This is a genomic window from Nostoc sp. FACHB-190 (assembly GCF_014696905.1).
In the GTDB taxonomy this organism is placed as follows: Bacteria; Cyanobacteriota; Cyanobacteriia; order Cyanobacteriales; family Nostocaceae; genus Nostoc_B.
In genome coordinates, this window is record NZ_JACJQW010000034.1 from 12,510 (window position 1) to 30,110 (window position 17,601).

At 38.9% G+C, this 17,601-nt stretch carries 24 protein-coding genes; 12 read left to right on the forward strand and 12 right to left on the reverse strand.

What is annotated here, in order from left to right; translation table 11 throughout:
* Nucleotides 1-220: 220 nt before the first annotated feature.
* Genes H6G28_RS27560 through H6G28_RS27570 form a run of 3 tightly spaced genes read left to right on the forward strand, consistent with a single transcriptional unit; the run spans nt 221 to nt 958 of the window.
* Complete coding sequence (locus H6G28_RS27560; RefSeq protein ID WP_190675740.1) at nt 221-385, forward strand: hypothetical protein; 165 nt, start codon at nt 221-223, stop codon at nt 383-385.
* A gap of 59 nt (nt 386-444) precedes the next feature.
* Entirely contained in the window at nt 445-687 is a 243-nt protein-coding gene (locus H6G28_RS27565) for a hypothetical protein (RefSeq protein WP_190675743.1), read from the forward strand.
* Nucleotides 688-736: 49 nt separating this feature from the next.
* Entirely contained in the window at nt 737-958 is a 222-nt protein-coding gene (locus H6G28_RS27570; RefSeq protein ID WP_190675745.1) for a hypothetical protein, read from the forward strand.
* A 205-nt stretch (nt 959-1,163) separates the two neighbouring features.
* On the opposite strand, the gene H6G28_RS27575 is transcribed toward H6G28_RS27570, so the two are convergent.
* The 12 genes from H6G28_RS27575 to H6G28_RS27630 form a co-directional block, all read right to left on the reverse strand.
* On the reverse strand, nt 1,164-1,901 hold the full coding sequence (locus H6G28_RS27575; RefSeq protein WP_242054665.1) for a hypothetical protein: 738 nt from the start codon (nt 1,899-1,901) through the stop codon (nt 1,164-1,166).
* 115 nt (nt 1,902-2,016) lie between these two features.
* Nucleotides 2,017-3,276 (reverse strand): DUF488 domain-containing protein, encoded by a 1,260-nt coding sequence (locus H6G28_RS27580; protein ID WP_190675746.1) that lies wholly within the window; start codon nt 3,274-3,276, stop codon nt 2,017-2,019.
* Between the two features lie 246 nt (nt 3,277-3,522).
* Complete coding sequence (locus tag H6G28_RS37035) at nt 3,523-3,699, reverse strand: GIY-YIG nuclease family protein (RefSeq protein ID WP_242054666.1); 177 nt, start codon at nt 3,697-3,699, stop codon at nt 3,523-3,525.
* Entirely contained in the window at nt 3,696-3,929 is a 234-nt protein-coding gene (locus H6G28_RS27590; RefSeq protein WP_190675748.1) for a hypothetical protein, read from the reverse strand. The genes H6G28_RS37035 and H6G28_RS27590 overlap by 4 nt, the downstream gene beginning before the upstream one ends.
* A gap of 121 nt (nt 3,930-4,050) precedes the next feature.
* Nucleotides 4,051-4,551, reverse strand: a complete 501-nt coding sequence (locus tag H6G28_RS27595; RefSeq protein WP_242054667.1) for a GIY-YIG nuclease family protein — start codon at nt 4,549-4,551, stop codon at nt 4,051-4,053.
* A gap of 2 nt (nt 4,552-4,553) precedes the next feature.
* Nucleotides 4,554-6,536 (reverse strand): IS1/IS1595 family N-terminal zinc-binding domain-containing protein, encoded by a 1,983-nt coding sequence (locus H6G28_RS27600; protein WP_190675750.1) that lies wholly within the window; start codon nt 6,534-6,536, stop codon nt 4,554-4,556.
* A 5-nt stretch (nt 6,537-6,541) separates the two neighbouring features.
* Entirely contained in the window at nt 6,542-6,700 is a 159-nt protein-coding gene (locus tag H6G28_RS27605; RefSeq protein ID WP_190675752.1) for a hypothetical protein, read from the reverse strand.
* A gap of 65 nt (nt 6,701-6,765) precedes the next feature.
* Complete coding sequence (locus H6G28_RS27610; protein ID WP_190675753.1) at nt 6,766-7,425, reverse strand: hypothetical protein; 660 nt, start codon at nt 7,423-7,425, stop codon at nt 6,766-6,768.
* The gene (locus tag H6G28_RS27615; protein WP_190675755.1) at nt 7,418-7,609 is read right to left on the reverse strand and encodes a hypothetical protein; all 192 of its coding nucleotides are present in this window, start codon (nt 7,607-7,609) and stop codon (nt 7,418-7,420) included. The genes H6G28_RS27610 and H6G28_RS27615 overlap by 8 nt, the downstream gene beginning before the upstream one ends.
* A 65-nt stretch (nt 7,610-7,674) precedes the next feature.
* Nucleotides 7,675-7,869, reverse strand: coding sequence for a hypothetical protein (locus tag H6G28_RS27620; RefSeq protein ID WP_190675757.1), 195 nt, complete (start codon nt 7,867-7,869; stop codon nt 7,675-7,677).
* 81 nt (nt 7,870-7,950) lie between these two features.
* Nucleotides 7,951-8,604 carry a hypothetical protein gene (locus H6G28_RS27625; protein ID WP_190675759.1) on the reverse strand — a complete coding sequence of 218 codons (654 nt, stop codon included), beginning with the start codon at nt 8,602-8,604 and terminating at the stop codon, nt 7,951-7,953.
* Between the two features lie 3 nt (nt 8,605-8,607).
* Entirely contained in the window at nt 8,608-8,973 is a 366-nt protein-coding gene (locus H6G28_RS27630; protein WP_190675761.1) for a hypothetical protein, read from the reverse strand.
* A gap of 318 nt (nt 8,974-9,291) precedes the next feature.
* Between H6G28_RS27630 and H6G28_RS27635 the strand changes: the two genes are divergently transcribed.
* The 9 genes from H6G28_RS27635 (at nt 9,292) to H6G28_RS27675 (ending at nt 17,584) form a co-directional block, all read left to right on the forward strand.
* The gene (locus tag H6G28_RS27635; protein WP_190675763.1) at nt 9,292-9,474 is read left to right on the forward strand and encodes a ribbon-helix-helix domain-containing protein; all 183 of its coding nucleotides are present in this window, start codon (nt 9,292-9,294) and stop codon (nt 9,472-9,474) included.
* Nucleotides 9,471-9,683 carry a hypothetical protein gene (locus H6G28_RS27640; RefSeq protein ID WP_190675765.1) on the forward strand — a complete coding sequence of 71 codons (213 nt, stop codon included), beginning with the start codon at nt 9,471-9,473 and terminating at the stop codon, nt 9,681-9,683. The genes H6G28_RS27635 and H6G28_RS27640 overlap by 4 nt, the downstream gene beginning before the upstream one ends.
* A 192-nt stretch (nt 9,684-9,875) precedes the next feature.
* Complete coding sequence (locus H6G28_RS27645; protein WP_190675766.1) at nt 9,876-10,226, forward strand: hypothetical protein; 351 nt, start codon at nt 9,876-9,878, stop codon at nt 10,224-10,226.
* Nucleotides 10,227-10,467: 241 nt separating this feature from the next.
* Nucleotides 10,468-11,088: a Uma2 family endonuclease gene (locus tag H6G28_RS27650; RefSeq protein ID WP_190675768.1), complete on the forward strand. Its 621-nt coding sequence runs from the start codon at nt 10,468-10,470 to the stop codon at nt 11,086-11,088.
* Nucleotides 11,089-11,232: 144 nt separating this feature from the next.
* On the forward strand, nt 11,233-11,487 hold the full coding sequence (locus H6G28_RS27655; protein ID WP_190675770.1) for a hypothetical protein: 255 nt from the start codon (nt 11,233-11,235) through the stop codon (nt 11,485-11,487).
* A 33-nt stretch (nt 11,488-11,520) separates the two neighbouring features.
* Nucleotides 11,521-11,691 carry a Vmc-like lipoprotein signal peptide domain-containing protein gene (locus H6G28_RS27660; RefSeq protein ID WP_190675772.1) on the forward strand — a complete coding sequence of 57 codons (171 nt, stop codon included), beginning with the start codon at nt 11,521-11,523 and terminating at the stop codon, nt 11,689-11,691.
* A 355-nt stretch (nt 11,692-12,046) separates the two neighbouring features.
* Nucleotides 12,047-12,400 (forward strand): hypothetical protein, encoded by a 354-nt coding sequence (locus H6G28_RS27665; protein WP_190675774.1) that lies wholly within the window; start codon nt 12,047-12,049, stop codon nt 12,398-12,400.
* A 425-nt stretch (nt 12,401-12,825) separates the two neighbouring features.
* Nucleotides 12,826-16,305 carry a plasmid replication protein, CyRepA1 family gene (locus H6G28_RS27670; protein WP_190675776.1) on the forward strand — a complete coding sequence of 1,160 codons (3,480 nt, stop codon included), beginning with the start codon at nt 12,826-12,828 and terminating at the stop codon, nt 16,303-16,305.
* A 538-nt stretch (nt 16,306-16,843) separates the two neighbouring features.
* Complete coding sequence (locus H6G28_RS27675) at nt 16,844-17,584, forward strand: hypothetical protein (protein ID WP_190675778.1); 741 nt, start codon at nt 16,844-16,846, stop codon at nt 17,582-17,584.
* Nucleotides 17,585-17,601: the final 17 nt, after the last annotated feature.

The window sequence follows — 17,601 nt, forward strand, 5'->3', positions numbered from 1 at the left end:
GCAGTGTGAGGATTTCTCCAACAAGGCATTAATGGTTACACCTGCTCTAATTGCTCTTTTCTAGTACAGCTTATTATCAATAACTAGTTCTAAATAATATAACTAGTCATATAAGCTATTTCAATAATACTAGTTATTGATTTATTTAACTGGTTCTTTTAAAATAGAACTAGTTAAGCAAAACGGGATTTTACCTGCCTTACATAAAAAGGATATCTGTATGCTAGTTCTACTTATTCCTAAAAACCAAGCTCACACTAAATCTAATAGCTACTTCGACGGTGAATTTGATGCTGCTATTGGCTTACCTCCTCAAAGCTACTCAGGTGACTACTGGCAAGGCTATTTAAACAAAGTTACCGAAACAGGTAACACAGCTTTCTAATTTTACAAAGGGAGGCTGAAACCTCCCTAATCTCCTGAGTAATCAAAAAAATTCCATATATGCTGAATTCATCACAACAAAAACTTTTTTCTTTACTAATTTATTACCCTAATCTTCAACATCTAGCTCAACTTCCTCCAGAAATTTGCGAAGTGCTTTGTGAGTTAGCATTGGCATTACGTACAGGAGGCTTTGATGCAATTCAAGCATCAGTAAAGCTTAAAAAACTGGCAGAAATGACTCATGAAGAAATCTTGTATGCTTTTGAAGTTTACCGTCAAAAACAAATAGACAAAAATTAAGTAATTCGGCAGAGTTAAACAAATTTAAGATTATCAATGTAGGTTAGATATGCTACGTAAGTTAGAAGAACTATCTAATTCTGAACTCATCCAACTATTTGAATCAGCTACAATATTCGATGATGAAGGTGATTTAATGGATGAACTTGAAAATTTTACTAAAGAAAGATTTGGAAAATGTTTTACTATACAAGTTGATGTCTCTGTTCATGATATTTACCGAGAATTAGCTAGAAGATTTGTCAACCACTTGAAAAGTAATAATTTGTAACTGAGATTTTCAAAATACTTATATCAGTTCTAAATTAGAATTATTTAATTTAGAACTGTTTACTATTAATAATTAAAATAATCAAAGTCTAAAAAATTTGTTTAACTGTGGATAAAACCGAAATTAAAATATTTTTTGATTTATATTTATGTGATTTTCTCTTAACAATCCAGTTCATTTAAAAATTATTTTTGATTAATGAATATTACCAACTAATAACATCATTAATTAATTTACCCTTGTGCCGCTTATTATGATACTGTCCTAAACTATATTTATTATTGTGATCGCTGACTAAAGTTTGATGACGATTAATCCAATCAGCTATAACTTGGCCATTGGCTCCTGATAACTCTCTTAAAGTTACATTTCCGATATACCATCTCTCATCATTACTAGATGCTACATTATCGTTGTAGTTAGCGATCGCCTGAAAAACTCTCTTGAGTTTTTCCTCCACTGCTGGCCTAGCTTTCATCTTGCGTAATTCTTCACTGGGTACACTTTGCCAGTCCTTCTCTTCTTCTTTAGGTTGTGGTGGCTGTGATTTGGTTATACCTTGGGTTGTTAATGGGAACTGACCATCTTCCAATTTTTTTAACAGTACTGTTACTAAATTTTCCAGATGTTCTACTCTCGCAACTAATTGATTAGGTTGTGACTCAACTAGTTCTTTTGCTTCTGTTTGTGGCATTGCCTGTCTCTGCTGTAATTGTTGTTCTAACTGACTAATTCTGTTCTGCGCTTCTAACAAATTGCGCTGTAAGTTAATAACTTCTTCCCCAGACATGACTAATTTGCTTACTGCTTCTTGTTGAGTACGCATCGACCAAAGTTTTTGTAATTCTTTGAGTTTTTCTAAATCTGATTCATAAGCTTTAATGCTAACAAGTTTTTCTTTTTGCATTTCCATTAATGGTACTGGTTTGGTGACGTAACTCATATTTGACTTTCTCCTAGTTCTACATTAAAAGAACTAGTTTCTCAAGTCAATAACCAGTTATGATATCACCCGAAACCAGTAATTAACTCTATAACTAGTTTTCTTAAGGCACTTGCTAAGAAACTAGACTCATCTGTTTAACTGTTGAAGTTTCCAGGTACTCTGGTTTGAGTTTGAAGAAGCAAATACACCATCTCGCGCTTTGCACTCGTTCAATGCCATGCGGCTGCTTGTTGTCGAAGCTGATGCAATCTCCTTCCTCAAGCCAGTATGACTCTAGGAGCCGCACATTCTGACAACCAGAAATAAAAAATCGCGCTCGACCCATCACGTTTATCTGTGCTGCCCCCGAAGCGTAAGCTGGAGAGTCACGGTGTACCTTAATTTGCGTCCCGGCTGGGTAAAACAAAACTAGTGCTTGATGAAAATTCGGCAACAATTTCTCTCCTAATTCCTCAATAACAAACGAACCAGGATACAACCCAGGTTCGATTAACTTAACCTCAGCCTTGTTTCCCGACTTCGCACTAGTAAGACTAACGAACCGCCGCAGATGCAACTCCAAACGACCATCAGCGTATTTTGAAACAGACGGAAACATCTGATTTTTAATCCACTTGCACCAATCCTGAATCTGGGCTAACTCTTGCCCCTCCAGTTTCCCAAGGCTCGTAATCAAATTGGGAGATTCGGATTTAGCTGTTACAAACTCCTGATTTTCTTTAACTTTAGCGATCGCCGTAGTATTGACCAATGACGGTACAAGACGTTGCCGATAAAACTCATGCTGCAAAGAAGACAGAACACTTAAAACTCCTAATTCTGACCATTCGCCTAAATCTTCACCGTGCAGAGATACCCGATAATATCCACAAGGGGTGCGATCGCACTGCACCGGATAACCCGACGAATGACATTTTTCAATCAGCGACAACACCAGGGGCGAATATATCGCAGAGTGGTTGATTGTTGCACCTTGTATAAAGTTGAGTTGTGGTGTTGAAGAAATTTCAACTTCCCCGCCCCATAGCTGGGGCAAGTGCTTTTGTAATACTTCCTCTGCAACAAGATGCCGATGGCAGAAATCGCTACTCTTTTCAAAACAGCACAGCGTCATATCTTGTGGATTAGACTGCTGTTTGTTTACCCACAACTGGATCAACTGTTGCCGAGAATCCAAAATTTTTCTGAACTCCCTCTTATATTCTGACTGCGCGGCGATATCTTTGGCTGAAGATTTCCACCAACGTAACAATTCAGAAGTTGGAGCGAATAGGGGTAAGTGCTTACCTTTCCAATTGGGGGGAGGATTCAGCGAAATAGAAACAGCTTCTCCCTTAATTTGACCTGCATAATACGAGGTGAATATAGGCATATTAAAAGTTCCATAAAGCTATTATTTGCTGATACAAGCTAGTGAAAAATGAACTAAAACGCAATTGGTTAAGCGAAATTTGTACAGAAAAATTAAGTACAAAAGCGTAGTAGCTCACATATTAATTTCAGGTGTTGATAGAAACTTTTTTGAATGCAATAATCTTGCATGATTTTTCTGCTTTTTCAGCTTTCTTTCTAGCTGTCGAGCTTCTTGTAAAGTCTCTGTTGCCCAGACTCGTACAACTTAAAAAAATATTCCTCTATCCCTGGCAGCACGGGTAAAAGCTGCGGCTGTCCCTTGTTTATGCTGTTTTAGACGTTTATTCAGATTAGCGCAAGAACCAAGATAATATCTAGCCGAATGTTTTTTTGTACCTAAAGGTGCGGATAGTTTCAGTAGATAGCAGCAAGGCTGTTTCATGCTCCGTTACTTTCTGTGCTTTGAGATTGAGCAGATTTAAAGTTTTCAATGGCCTCTTGAATTTCACCCAATGAATTAATTACATCCAACAAATTAAAATCGTTGGAAATGGTAAATTCTTCAGTGGCTTCTATATCTGTATATTCCTGCCTAGCTTGCAACATTCTTAGGATTATTTCTATGGCTCTAAGAATTATCTGAATTTCCTCTATGCTTAAACTTTGAGTCATCTTTACAACTCCATTGATTTTCTACTAATGTCCGAATATTTATTGCTAACACAAATAAATTCTTGAAGAAATTGAAGCGATTTTTCTTCAAATTTTTAACAATTAATAAAATCTGGTTAACTTACTCAGTTTTTAATTGTTCTTGTGATTGTGTCACTGGTTGACTAGTCAATCTTCCTGTTATTATTCCTAGACTCAACAATCCTAAGAGACATAACAGAATTAATTGAACTGGCAGTTCATCAAAAGTGAAAACATGAATGTCATATTTGGCAATTGCATATCTTACCATTGCCATTTGCAAAGGGTTAAAGTCAAACCATTCGCGGCTTTTGACTAAGCCTTTAACCTGACAATGTTTAAACTGATTGTGCAATTGTGTCTCGACTTCTGCCATGTCTTGAACGTAAACAGTAGTGAGAATTTTAATGTTGCATGGTGGCTGATTGGCGTGAAAATTTTCTAATCTTAGTTGAGGATTTCGAGATAAACCAATTTTGCAACGACGCAGGTAGAAACCAGGGATTAAACCGTGATAACCTTCTGCCTCCATTAAATAAATGTATCCTGGCTCATGATCATTTCTAGGCTGATATCCATTGCTAAAGTAGGAAGATTCCATACCTATGCCTCCAGCCAGTTTTTACCACAGTCACGACATGAATAACGCTGTTTACTCCCAGATCGACCGTTCTTCTTAATGTTCTGGCTTTGGCATTGGGGGCAAGTTGTAGGTGTATCAATTAAAGGATTCTGCCTAAGCCTTGCTATTTGAACTTTTGACTCTTGATAAGCAGTTAAATCAATGTCAATAGTATCGAAGTAGGGTAACTGGTAAAACACTGGTGAACGGTCAGCCACTACCATAGCTACTCTAAATTCTCTGGCTGTATCGCAAATAGTTTCATTTTGTTCTTCAATCTCTAATTCAAGCTGTTCCAGTGTGGCTAGAGCTTTTTCTACTGTTGATTTTGAGTAAAACCTTTCACCATATTGAGTCAGAAATGTTCTGATACTTACAGGGTCAATATAAACGTTGGTCAGCATTTTTTGGTCATCAATTGTCAGTCCTTTCGTACTGGCAACCATCCCAGATTGACCCATAATAATGACACCCATATTAATGTGACCGCCATCTTTGAGGACTTGCTTAAACTGTTTACCGCCATCACTTCCAACGGTATCAATAGCATTATCAAACTCGTCACAAACCCAGATGTAGCCCACAGAATCCTTATACTGTAAATTGGTAGTAGACTTGCGAAAGTTGTATTCATCAGCCAAGCCCTTAAACCCTTTACTGGCACTTTGCCAACTTAGACAGAAGTCTAAATCATTGGAGTTTTTGACGCTAATTCCTGCCAATGGATTACAAAAACCAAACTCTGTAAATTCCAGTTTTTTACCATTGGGAGTGTTGCCGTTTAAGAAGCCACGCTTTAGTAGATGTGACATTAAAACTAAGACTGTGGGAGTTTTACCCGCGCCTGGCTCCCCGACAATTCGCCACCTAATCGGCTGAGAGAGTAGATAGTTTATAAAATCTTGCTGACTACGGTACAGACTACCTTTATCAGCTTTTCTTACTGGCCTATCCTTGCGGAACTTCACTACAAGGCAATCAGTGAAAGCCAGCTTCTTAGCAGACTCAATGCTGTAAATACCTAAATTTCTGGTTATTTCTGATGAGCAATCTTTGATTAATTTGGCGAGGGCATGGGGTGAAATTGACCGACTATAACAGTAGCCAGCTGTTATTACTCCGTCAGTCTCCTCTATGCCCGTAACTAAAAGAGGTATTTGTTTTTGAAACCATAGCCAAGAGGCGATCGCGTTTGCTATCCGTCCGTTGGCATCAAAACCAAACTCACCATAAACGGGTTCCAGTATATCCCCTTGCAGTTCCCGTTGCAGTTGGGCTATGCGCTCGTTGAGTAGTTCAATTTGCTCTAGATAGTTTTGACGTTCAGAAGCGATCGCCTTGCTGACTTCATCTAAGTTTTGGTTGTAACCACTGGCTAAACTTTTGATAATTTCAGCTTTGGAGGTATGACCATGAGCTACCTTCTCACCCCAATTTTGCAGCCGTCTAAACAACTGCATTGCTTCAGAGGTAATAGAATCATGCTCAAAGTAAATTTTCTCTAACTCGGTTTGTTTAGCCAGTTGAAAGCGTTTGTTAGCTTCTATATCAACCTGAGATTGAAAATTAGCTTCCCATTGCTCAATCTCAGTTTCTAAATACTCAATTTGTTGTTTATCTTTCTGGGATTGGGTAAAAATTTGAGTCAGTTTAGCTTGATATTCTTCTAATCTAGAATTTAAGTGAGCAACCATTACACTACTTTCAATCTTGGCATGACCTAACGAATTGATAGTTTTTCTGGCTTCTTTTAGCTCATCTTTTAAACCTTCTAATTGATGCACTAGTATATTTAATTGAGCTTTGGAATCTTCATATTTATTGATTACACTGTGAAGGTTATCGCTGGCACTTTTGGCAACTTTAGCAGCCTTTCTCAGCTCTTTTTGTAGCTTGGCATCAGCAACTAAGTAAGTGACAAAACCACCACAAATCGCACCTAAGCCGAAATACAGCGAAATCATTTTGCTTACTCCTCAGTTTTTTTAAAGTAGTAAATTAAACTACTTTCAATCCCCAAAAATGTATCGATATCATTTGGGTATCCATAGCGCAAAACATATAATTTACCTAACTCTGTTGCCCAATTTTCTGAATCACTATCTACCTCATAATGAATTTGATTCATTGAAAATTTTAATTAATCAACCTCATCTGGCAACAAATTCTCAAGATATCTGTTAGTAGTTTTTTTCATTTTTTCACCTCTAGATAATCGCCTAATTGAGCTTTAAAACTAGATAATTTACCTTCAGTTTCAACAGTTTTTAATCTTGATTCCTCAGCTTTGATTTCTGCCTGTTTTAGTTTTTGACTGAGTTCATCTTTGCTATGAACTGCGATGTTATTTTCTGTAACTGTACGAACCTTAGACACATCTAAAGTCACAGATTTTTGGTCAGTGACCTCTTTTTGATTAAGATAATCAAGGTAATTACCCTTAACTTTCTCAAGCTCTGTAGCTGCCTGGATGCCAGCACCAAAAGCTTTAGCGTGTTTACCCACTACGGTAAACTTCTCGCGTGTGAGGTCGAATGCTGCCCCGGTGAGTTTTAACGCTCGTGTCGCGCCCTCGTAAATTTTCATCCCCTTATCTAATTGGGCTTCTGTGGCTTGGGGTAGACTCTCAGGAGGATTAAGCGGGTCAGCGATGTGATAGTTGCTTGGGTGAAATGCTGGAATCATCGCTGGGAGCATTTCAGGGGTAACAGTCAGTAAACCAGGGATGCGGCTATCTATGGTCACAGCAACGGTATTCGGGCTAGTAGTGGTTGCACCCGTTGTGCTTTTGCCTCTAGCAAGTTTTTCAGCTACGGCTTGAGCAGCTGCTTTAGTGGTGTCGATTTTAGCCATTGTTCAAGAACTTTCTCGCGTTAATTAGTGATTGATAGCGAATTTCTAGTTGGCGAAATGCTTTGTCTATGTCGCTAAATTCCTGCGCTAATTGCTCATCTAGGTCGTATTTTTCTAATACTTCGTTGAGTTCACCCTCATCAGTTTTAGCGTTTTCAATTTGGCGATTTAAGTCATCATTCATGGTTAAGATTGAGGTGTATCTGATGCTCAAGCTCTCAATTTTTTTGAGAGCTTAAACCCTGATATCTATTCGTTAAAACCTTCGAGTCTGGATACATCTAAGTCAGTAGTCGAGTATTGGAGCGTATTGAAAAATTGACAAACATCTCCAATAGTCACATCACAGTCAAAGCGCAAAATTTTAAACTGTGGGTGTTGTCGAATTTGAGTGAGTAGTTGCTGTGACTGTGCAATCAGTTCTGGCAGTGGTTGAGTATTCATGTTGCACTCAATAAATAAACTTAAAAATTTTCTCTAGTAGTCCGTTCAAAAGGTCAAAGGGCAACAGTAAGACATTGGTCGTCATACAATAAGGTTCTTTCCCAGTTCGTTGATAATCTCATCAATTTCTTGGTGTAAGTTGGTTTCATCTGGTGTGACTTCTACAGGTTGTTTACGCAAGCTGGTTAAATCTCTAATCGCTCCCAGATACTCTTGTTTTTGATACTGCCAGTTTTGGTTGATGGCTTCTGTTAACTCGCTTTGGCGAATAGCCAAGTTATTAATGATCAACTGATTTTTAACTTGAGAGATCGCATCTACAGCCGCTATCTCCTCACTGGCTTGTTTGGCTAACTGCTCAACTAAAGATAAGCCAGTATTGGGTATTGGGGATTGGCTAGGATTGGTTATCTGTTGCTGTGGGGGACGGGGTACATATAAGGTGTTTTGTGGCTTTTCTGTGGCTGTTTGTGATGCTTGCAGTGTATGCGTTTCAGGGCTTTCTAAATTTTCGCTATGTGCTGGCAACTGTGGCTGTATGGAAGTTTTGATTTTCTTTGCAACTGCCTCAAAATCTAGCATTGGTAAGGCTTTCACTGTGTCGAAGTCATCCGGGCGAATGTCTATCAATGCCAGTCTTAGGTCTTGTTCATTGGTTCCTAATTGGTTAACAGCATCTTGAATGCTAATTGTGTTTTGTACTGGTGTGGGCTTTGATTTAGCTGTGCGTGGCATGATTTACGCTCCCTTTTTTAATTGGATTTGCTGGAATGCCTGTTGATAGCGATAGCGACTAAAATCGTGCTGATTTTTCAAGATGTACCCTTTTACCCGTTCAGAACGTCTAAGCTGTGCCATAAGCCGCCCTACACGACTTAAAACCCAGGCTTGGTAAGGGCTTAGGGGCGATTCTCTGTCAATAGTTCCGTCATAGGCTTTGGGGTAAGCATTACGAAATGACTCAATACGCCAGAATGCTATGTTTTCCCAAGTGCAAAGGGTGGAACGAGCTACACCCAACAAATTGGCCAAATGTGTTTTGGTCGCTGGAAATTCAATGAATAAATCTAAATCGGTGGAATGCTTACAGCGTCTAGGTTTCATGGGTCATACAGCAATAAACATGAATTAATAGTTAATTAGCTAATCATCGATAAATTAAGCAGCACAATATAGCGTCAAATCGCTAAACCCCTTGCAGTACTTTTCTTTGGGGTACTAGTCGGACACTAATTAGTAGCTGGTTGCTGATCGATTGCTGATAAATTCATGTTAGCATCTATTTAGCAGCTTTAAATATTCTATATGGAATATTTTTGGAAGATAGCATAGAAAAGTATCCAAAAGGCTTCTACTAAGCTGCTTTACAGAAGCTAAAGAGTAAAATTGAGGTATGATGTGACTCAAAATATATATAAGTCTGTGAGTAAAAAATTTTCAGTAACCGTACCGGATTATGTGTTTGAAGATTTAGAGTTATTAGCCCAAATCCAAGGCAGGCCAACAGCTACATTGGCTGCATTTCTACTTGAAGTAGCAATGAGACAAGCAAGAGAACGTGGTGAACTGCCCCCAAAAGAACAGACCCAAGAAAAAACAGCATGACAGAAACACCGCAACAAAGAGTCAGCAGCCTGGAATTACTTACAGGTACAATCGGCACTAGCCAAGTAGCGATCGCTCAAATTCTCACCGTCCAGGCAGAACACACCCAAATATTGAATGCTCATACAGCAGATTTAGCAGAACTAAAAAATGATGTTCGTGAAATCTTGCGGATACTGCGAGATCGCAATGGTGGCAGTGGGTTATGAGGTTCGACCGTTCATGTAGGGTGAACAGTAATAGCTACCACATCCTCTAATACCACCTAATGTAACTAAATGTTACTCACCATCTTTCTTACTTGTCGTAGCCAGGGAAGGGAAAAACATGAAAGATGTTTTACTCAGCTTTATTAAAGACTATGTAGCTAAACCTGAATCCAGTCAGAGCAAAGAAACAGCATGACCAACACACCAGAACAACCAAGCCGCCTAGACCGTATCGAATCCACGCTAGAGCGTATTGCAAATCAACAGGCAACTACTAATGTGATTTTGGCAGAATTAGCCCAACGACAAAACAACACCCAAGAACAGCTAGATAGTTTACTCAGTACAGCACAGAATATTTTTACTAGAGATGCAATTCTCAATGATGTGTTACTTGAATTACGAGAAAATACAGAAGTACTACAAAGAAATTTTGAACAACATCAACTAAATTTTGATGAGAATCAGCGCACTAATAACGCGGCGTTAAACCAGCTTGGGGCAATTTTATTACAGCTAACCAGAATTGACCCACAGAATTAGGCTCGACCGCACATCTATGGTGAACAGTAATGGCTACCGCATCCTCTACTACCACCTAATGTAACTAAATATCAAGACAGGCGATCGCGCTTGATGATTAAGGCAACAACATTGATACCGATTCGTAAATTTATCCCAATTTTCACTGCGATCGCTGATCGCCAAAATGATTGAAGCGGGAAGATGAAACAGGAGAACGAAAAGACGGTATGAGCAAAACGACTACTAAAGGCAATAAATTATGATTCAAGCCTTACGTAAACTAGTAACCTTTGAAGATTTTGCAGCGTGGCGACCTGAAGGCACAAGATATGAATTACATGACGGCGTGATTGTTGAAATGGCACAACCAACGGGCGACCATGAAGATGTTGTAGGTTTTTTAGCACTAGAAATATCTGCTGATATCAAGCGTTTAAATTTACCTTATTACATCCCAAAAACTGTATTAGTCAAACCACCTGAAGGTGAATCAGCTTATTCACCAGACATATTAATCATCAATCGACAAAATTTGGTGAATGAGCCTTTATGGAAAAAGGAATCGACTGTATCTCAGTTTGCATCTATTCCATTAGTTGTTGAAGTTGTTAGCAGTAATTGGCGAGATGATTACTACAAAAAATTAGCTGATTATGAAGCTATAGGTATTCCTGAATATTGGATTATAGATTATGCCGCTATAGGCGCTAGAAAGTTTATCGGCAATCCTAAACTGCCTACTATATCCATTTATCAATTAATCGATGGTGAGTACCAAGTTGCTCAATTTAGAGGCAGTGATCGCATCGAATCTCTAACTTTTCCCGAATTGGCTCTGACGGCTGAACAGATTTTTCAATCTGCCAGCCCACTAACATAGGTTCGACTGCACACAAGAGTGTGAACAGTAATTGCTCCTACTACCCTTGCTCCCAGCTTATGTAACTAATTTTTACGCATTCCATTTCTTACTTTTTCTTGATTCGGTAAACATTTGTCAACTCACGCGATCGCAATTCTTAATATGGAAAATTTACAGGATAACACTACCGAGCAGCAATCAAACCTTAGCTTAGAGTCCTTGGGTATTGCTGACTCTTTTAAGACTCTTTTAGGAAATTTTCATTGGCGCACAGATTACATCAAATTCTGTGAGGTTTTAGGGTACACCCCCGACCAATGGGCAGAGGACAAATATCGGCGGTTTCAGGAATTAGTGGATTCTTTGAATCAATTTGACTCACAGACAGTCGCTAAGATGCTGGAGGCTGGTAAGTAAAAATGCTTAAAATCTTCAGCAAGCTGACCAAAAATGGAAATCCTAAATCTTGGTGCGATCGCAACGGTGGCAGTGGCTTGTAATGATGAAAAATATACAATCCAACTTCATCAGCCAAAAACTACTCGGTTATACGCCGATTCCATTGCCAAGAGTGAAGAATCGGAGAAAACAAGCGACGACGTATCAAAAATTTTTCTTTGACAGAGATATGAAGAGTGATAACCTATTTACATCGGTTTTTCACCAAGCTGATACCAACCTATATCAAAAGGAGGATGAGCTAGGCAAACAGTAATATTCAGGCAATCAAATTTAAGGGGGCCGTTAGACAAAAAGATAGGCGAAACGACTTTGCGAGGGTCAGGAAACCTAATCTTGATGACTAATAAAGGCTTACGAATCTAGAGGACTTTACTGGACTCCACCATGCTCCACCATGACTCCACCCTTGAGGCAATGTTACCACAAGGGGCGGTCAACTATGCCCTTTTTTTTGTGTTCTCAAAAAAAAGTGCATCAAATTGTTACAAAATTCCCTAAATGTGGTCATTTACCAATGCTAAATTTCACAAATCCAACTATCTTCATAAGTAAATTTAAAGATAGTTCTTTGACTTATAAAAATAAGTTAATACTCACTTCCATTAACCCCAGAAGCAACAGGCCAGAAGAACACGAAGATACAGAGTTGCAAAGGGAAAAGAACTTGCAGAAAATTCTTTGCTACTCTCTGGCCCCTTTAAGTCATGCTTGGCATCAGAAGTCTATTAGAACTACCCAAAGTCAAGTATGGGGATTCGTACAACAAGTTTTAGGAATTAATAACACAGCAAAACCGCCGTCATCTGTGAATATATCTGACGGTCAGTTGCATTTTGAAAATCAAAATAGCAAAGAGGAAATCGGTTAGCTACCCATCAGCAGACATCATCTGCTCAAAAAGTAGCAAACCGCATATTATAGCAATTTGAGTGTAACAATGTCTGCATAGTGTGGGCAAATTAGCATAGTTAAAACCTCATTGGTTTTAGCAAGAGCTAGTGTCGCCCGAAATCCGGGTAATGGGAGTCATACCATTTCACGAAAAATCTGCTCCAGATGCAAACTCTGAAAGCTTTGCTGCATCTTGGTTTTTGAATTGCGAACTTGTACTGAGCGCAGCCGAAGTATTGCGAATTGCAAATTGGTATCAGACCCAACACCCGATAAAACTGGGTAGCTCCGATGAACGCAAACATTATCGGAGTATACGAAAGTGCTACAAGAGAAAACAATTGAAATTAATGGTAACGAGTGCTTAGAAGTTAGAGCGATCGCAACAAAGGGGGCCAAACTATGACCTCCTTAGAGCAGTTCGACATTAGAAATTTTATAGATCGGCTGACCCCCAAAAAAGGTAAGCACCGTTATGTGTGTCCGGTGTGCGAAGGCAGCTTGACAATTGACCCAAAAAGCGGCAAATATCACTGTTGGGGGCAGGAATGCGCGAATTCTGATATCAGAGAAGCTATTCGCCCTTGGGCAGAAGTAATAGGTGAAACTGTCCTACACCCTCCTTATATCAATAAAAAACTTAAGCGTGTAGAACAAACGCCAAAATTACCAGCTGCTGCACCAATACCAAAAGGTGAGATCGCACTCTCCACGTTACCGCATCCAGTTAGCCCACCGAAGAGAGTGGCCAGAGGTAGAAATTTTGAAATCATCTACCCATATTCTCCTAATCAGTGGGTGCTGAGAATTGAAAAGTCAGACGGCAGTAAAATAACAATTCCTCACCACCGCACTGCTGATGGTGAAATAGCAAAAGGCAAGGGAGAGCAAGCTTGGCATCCTTACCGCATTGATGAAATACGCTCCTTTGGCGCAGGCAAATGGGTATTAGGGAATGAGGGTGAGAAGTGCGTTGACATTACTCGTTCGGTTCTTAAAAGAGTGAGTTTCACTTTCCAGGGTGGTAGCTGGTCTGATGAATTGCTGTTGGTGGGGCTGCAAGAAATTAAAGATTGTGGCGTTGTTGGTGTTGTGTATTTCCCCGACAATGACGAACCGGGGCGGAAAAAGGCTCAAAAGTTGGCAATTGCAGCAGCTAAGATTCAGCTTCCTTTTATTGTAATTGACCCATTAAGATTATGGCCGCAGTGTCCTCCTGGTGGTGACATTGCTGATTGGGTTGCAGCAAAAGTAATACCAAACAATGAGTTACTTCAAGCACTCAATACTGAAATAGCACTTTGCAAGGATGCCATAGTAGTTACAAATGAAGTTGCTCCAGAAACAGAAGATTTTTGGCAAAAAGACCCGAAAGCCCAATATGAAATTCAACGTCAGCATATTGCTAAGTTTAACTTGACGCGGACTGCCCAAATCAGCATTGAAAATGGGTTTCTCCCTTCAATTCAACTTCAAAGTATACCACCGGGAATCATTGGTATAAAAGGTGATTGGGGTATAGGTAAGAGCTTTTTGCTAAGTGCTTGGTGTCGGCAGTGGCCACATAAAATTATTCAAGTCGCTCATTTAAATGCCTTACTTTCTAACACTGCTCCTAAGTTTGATTGCTTCCATCATCACGAATTAAAAGATTTACAATTAGGTGTAACATCTGCTCCTAGATTAGCTATTACAGATATCTCTTTAGCTGCCATGTTTGACCCCCCTCGATGGACTAAAGACGAACCATTTATCTTAATTCTGGATGAAATAGAGCAGGTTTTGAGGTCAATCCAAACTAATAGTAACCTCAAAGGTACACTAAGAGTAAAAGCCCGAATAAAACTAGAATGGCTGATAAGAAATGCTGTTTATGTCATTGGTAGCGACCGTGATTTATGTGATGAAACTTTAAACTACATTGAACAAGTACGCGGTGATAATCATCCGGCTTTTATTATTTACCACAAAGGAAAAAAAGGAATTAACCGTCAACCAATAATATTTAACTGTAACAAATATAAAGATGAGGTGCTAACCAAATTAATTGATGCTGCCAAAGCTGGTCATAACATCATCATACCTTGTGAGAATAAAACAGATTTATTAGCCATTGAGCAGCAATTATTAGAAGGAGGAATACCCGATAAATCTATGTTTTTCGCTCATGGGGATAACAGTAATGAGCCAGGAATTAAAGAATTAATTCAAAAAGCTGATGAAATTTATCCAGATTATCAAATACTAGGTTACACGATGACAATGGGAACAGCATTAAGTTTTGAGATGTCCCACTTTGAAAAATGTTATGCTTTCTTCTCTGGTGATGTTTTAAGTGCTTCAGATCAAGCGCAAATGCTTTTTCGTTATCGTCTTGAATGTGAAATCACAGTTTGGATAAATCCCAAATGTAGAAGATTAGAAATTAACCAGGATATTTTACTTTCAGATTTATTGAAAAATGTGCAAGATACTGATAAATTAATTGCATCAATTGACCAAATAGGCCCCTTAATAGAACAGGGAATTTTACCGACTGCTAAAGGTGACATTAGCCCTGACGATCTGCCCTGGATTCAACACAAGCTAGGCATTATTGCTCGTGCGAATGCCAGTAAAGCAAATCCCTCCTCTACGCTACATGATTTATTGGTTGATGCTGGTTTTACCTTGAAAATTGAGTCAAACGACCATGACCAACCAATGACTACTGATGAGGGCAACTTTTATCTAGAACAGAAAAAACAAATTAAATCAGCCCAAGATCGGGCGATCGCACAGTCCCAAATGATGAGCGAGGCAGAATTTATGAAAGCCATGATTAACAGTGGCAACCTCAACCGCGCAGAACGTAACCGACTGGAAAAAACACGGCTGCACCGGGACACTGGGCTGGAGATTACAGAGGATATTGTCAAATTGCAACGCACTAAGAACCTGACTCGCGGTGCAAAAATGCTCAAAATCTTGCTTGGTGACGAGCAGACAGCTGTAGCTTACGACCTCACAGATCGCCAATATAACCCAGATATCGGCGACCAGAGTTTTTATGCAGCAAAGCGGCAATTACTTCATGAGTTAGGTATTCCTGAAATCATCGAGAAACTGGTTCAAGGATGGAGGTACACCAATAATTCTTCGGAAGTTGTGGCAGTGGCAGACCTAGCACGAGAGCATAGATACAGTATTAAACGTTTACTAGGATTTACAGTTTCGTTAGAGAAAAGCGAGAATGGAGCGTTTAAAGTCAGCAATAGTGCAATACTTGGGTCAATTCTAGATACCCTATGTATTGAGCGCGAAAGTACAAAAACTCGCAAAAAAGGTCATGTTTATCAGCTAAATCGCCAGCATTGGGAAATGCTACAAGCAATCATGGCTCACATAGACAAGCTGGCCCCAACGCCAACTTTGGCAGGAGTCATAGAAAAAGCACAAGCAGCAGCTGTTCAAAACAGTGATTTACATCAAGAACATCTGACACAACCCTCAACAGCACCAACTCCAGAAGTTCTCTCAACTGTGTCACCATCAGCATTTGATAGCGTTCCACACCCTCATAGTATTTCTTATATATATAAAAATCACTTGGGTATGGAACACCCAATAAAGCCTGACAATCATGAGTCGCTTCATCATAACGAAATACAGACAGGCAATCAATCAAAGCTGTGGACTGGGTTAAAGCTGAAATTACAGCAAGGTCTAGAAGATGCAGGGGAATTTTATCAACAGCTAGTTGACAAAATCGGGGAGAGTGTCGGCGTGGCTGAGGGTGAGCCGTTTTGGAATGGATACTTGGGGCAGTGGCAGGTGGCTGTTAATTTTGTAAATGGGTGTAAATCTGTGATGTGCGATTGGTTAGTTACTGCCGCAGGCTAAAAATGCAGTTAAGTCATGAACTGCCATTGCTTATCTTGTGAAGGGAGACAATTACAAATGAACTGAATCGTCTTGAGTTAAATTTCAAATTCTAATTAGAATACGAAATTAACCACGAGCTAATTACAACTAAATTGTCTTGAGGTATTTAGGTTGATTAAGAACTGCTACTGCCGTTTGATTTGAGCAGTCACCTTGATATAACTTAGACGCACTCTTTTTAAAGAGCAGCGTTGCAGATGGTAAGCCACATTAAAATGAATACTTGAGATAGTAAAAATTAATGCTGGTAATAGATGCAAAACTGTTATTTATGATTGCTTGATAGTGACTATTTGACTTTAAAATTCAGAAAATTATTACTGTATTTTTTAAAAAGTTTAGCAAATATTTCTTAGCAAGTATAAGTAAACAATATTTTAAAAAATTATTCATAGAAATAATGAATGTTATTTAAACTTTGGATCAAATATAGAAATGATAGTTTATCTGAAAAATTGATAAAATAAAAATAAGAATTTTACCACCCAAAAATATAATGTTTCATCTCAATTATCGCGCTCAGATATTTTCAGAGATTGAAGCTTTGTACAACATTCTAAAAGCTACTAATTTCTCTTCATATTATGCGGATCTTTCTACTAATCACTTAGTAGATTGGGCGAATAAACAGTTAAGCCGTGCTACTCGTCTAGTAGGTTTAGTGGTTCGGCATGGATTGAGTGATGATGCAGTTACAGCCAATATTAAAAAAACAGTGCAGCTATTAAATCAAATTTCCTGCCAGCTTAGTTACTATCTACCTACTCTTGCTCAGAAAGCAGACGAATTAAACCAAGCTGCCATGAAGTTACTTAAATATGGTGATAGCGTACAGCTTGAACTATTTGATGTTGGTCAATTTGTCAGTGAGGATAGTACCCCAGTTTTACCAAATATTGTAGCTTGGTTCAAACGGAATGCTGCTCAATGGGTGCATGAAGCAGTGGATAAATATCATCGTCAGAGTTCAGTTAATTATCAGCAACTTGAACTGAATTTGTCTGTGTCTCTAAAGTCTGAAGAAATAATACAAGTAGCAATTTCTGATAAGTTACTAGTTTCTCTTGAAACATTAACCCTTCGTGTAGCTCGAAAAGTTTGCCGCGATTTGCACCTTCCTCAAAAGATAGGGGGTAAAGACTGCTCTTTGAAGGAACTTAAAACGGCGATTCGAGCAAAGATTCAAAACCAGTTTGAGGAAGTAGAATCAGTTTTTAGGCAGCTTGCTCTGGCTTGATTTAAGTCCCAATATGA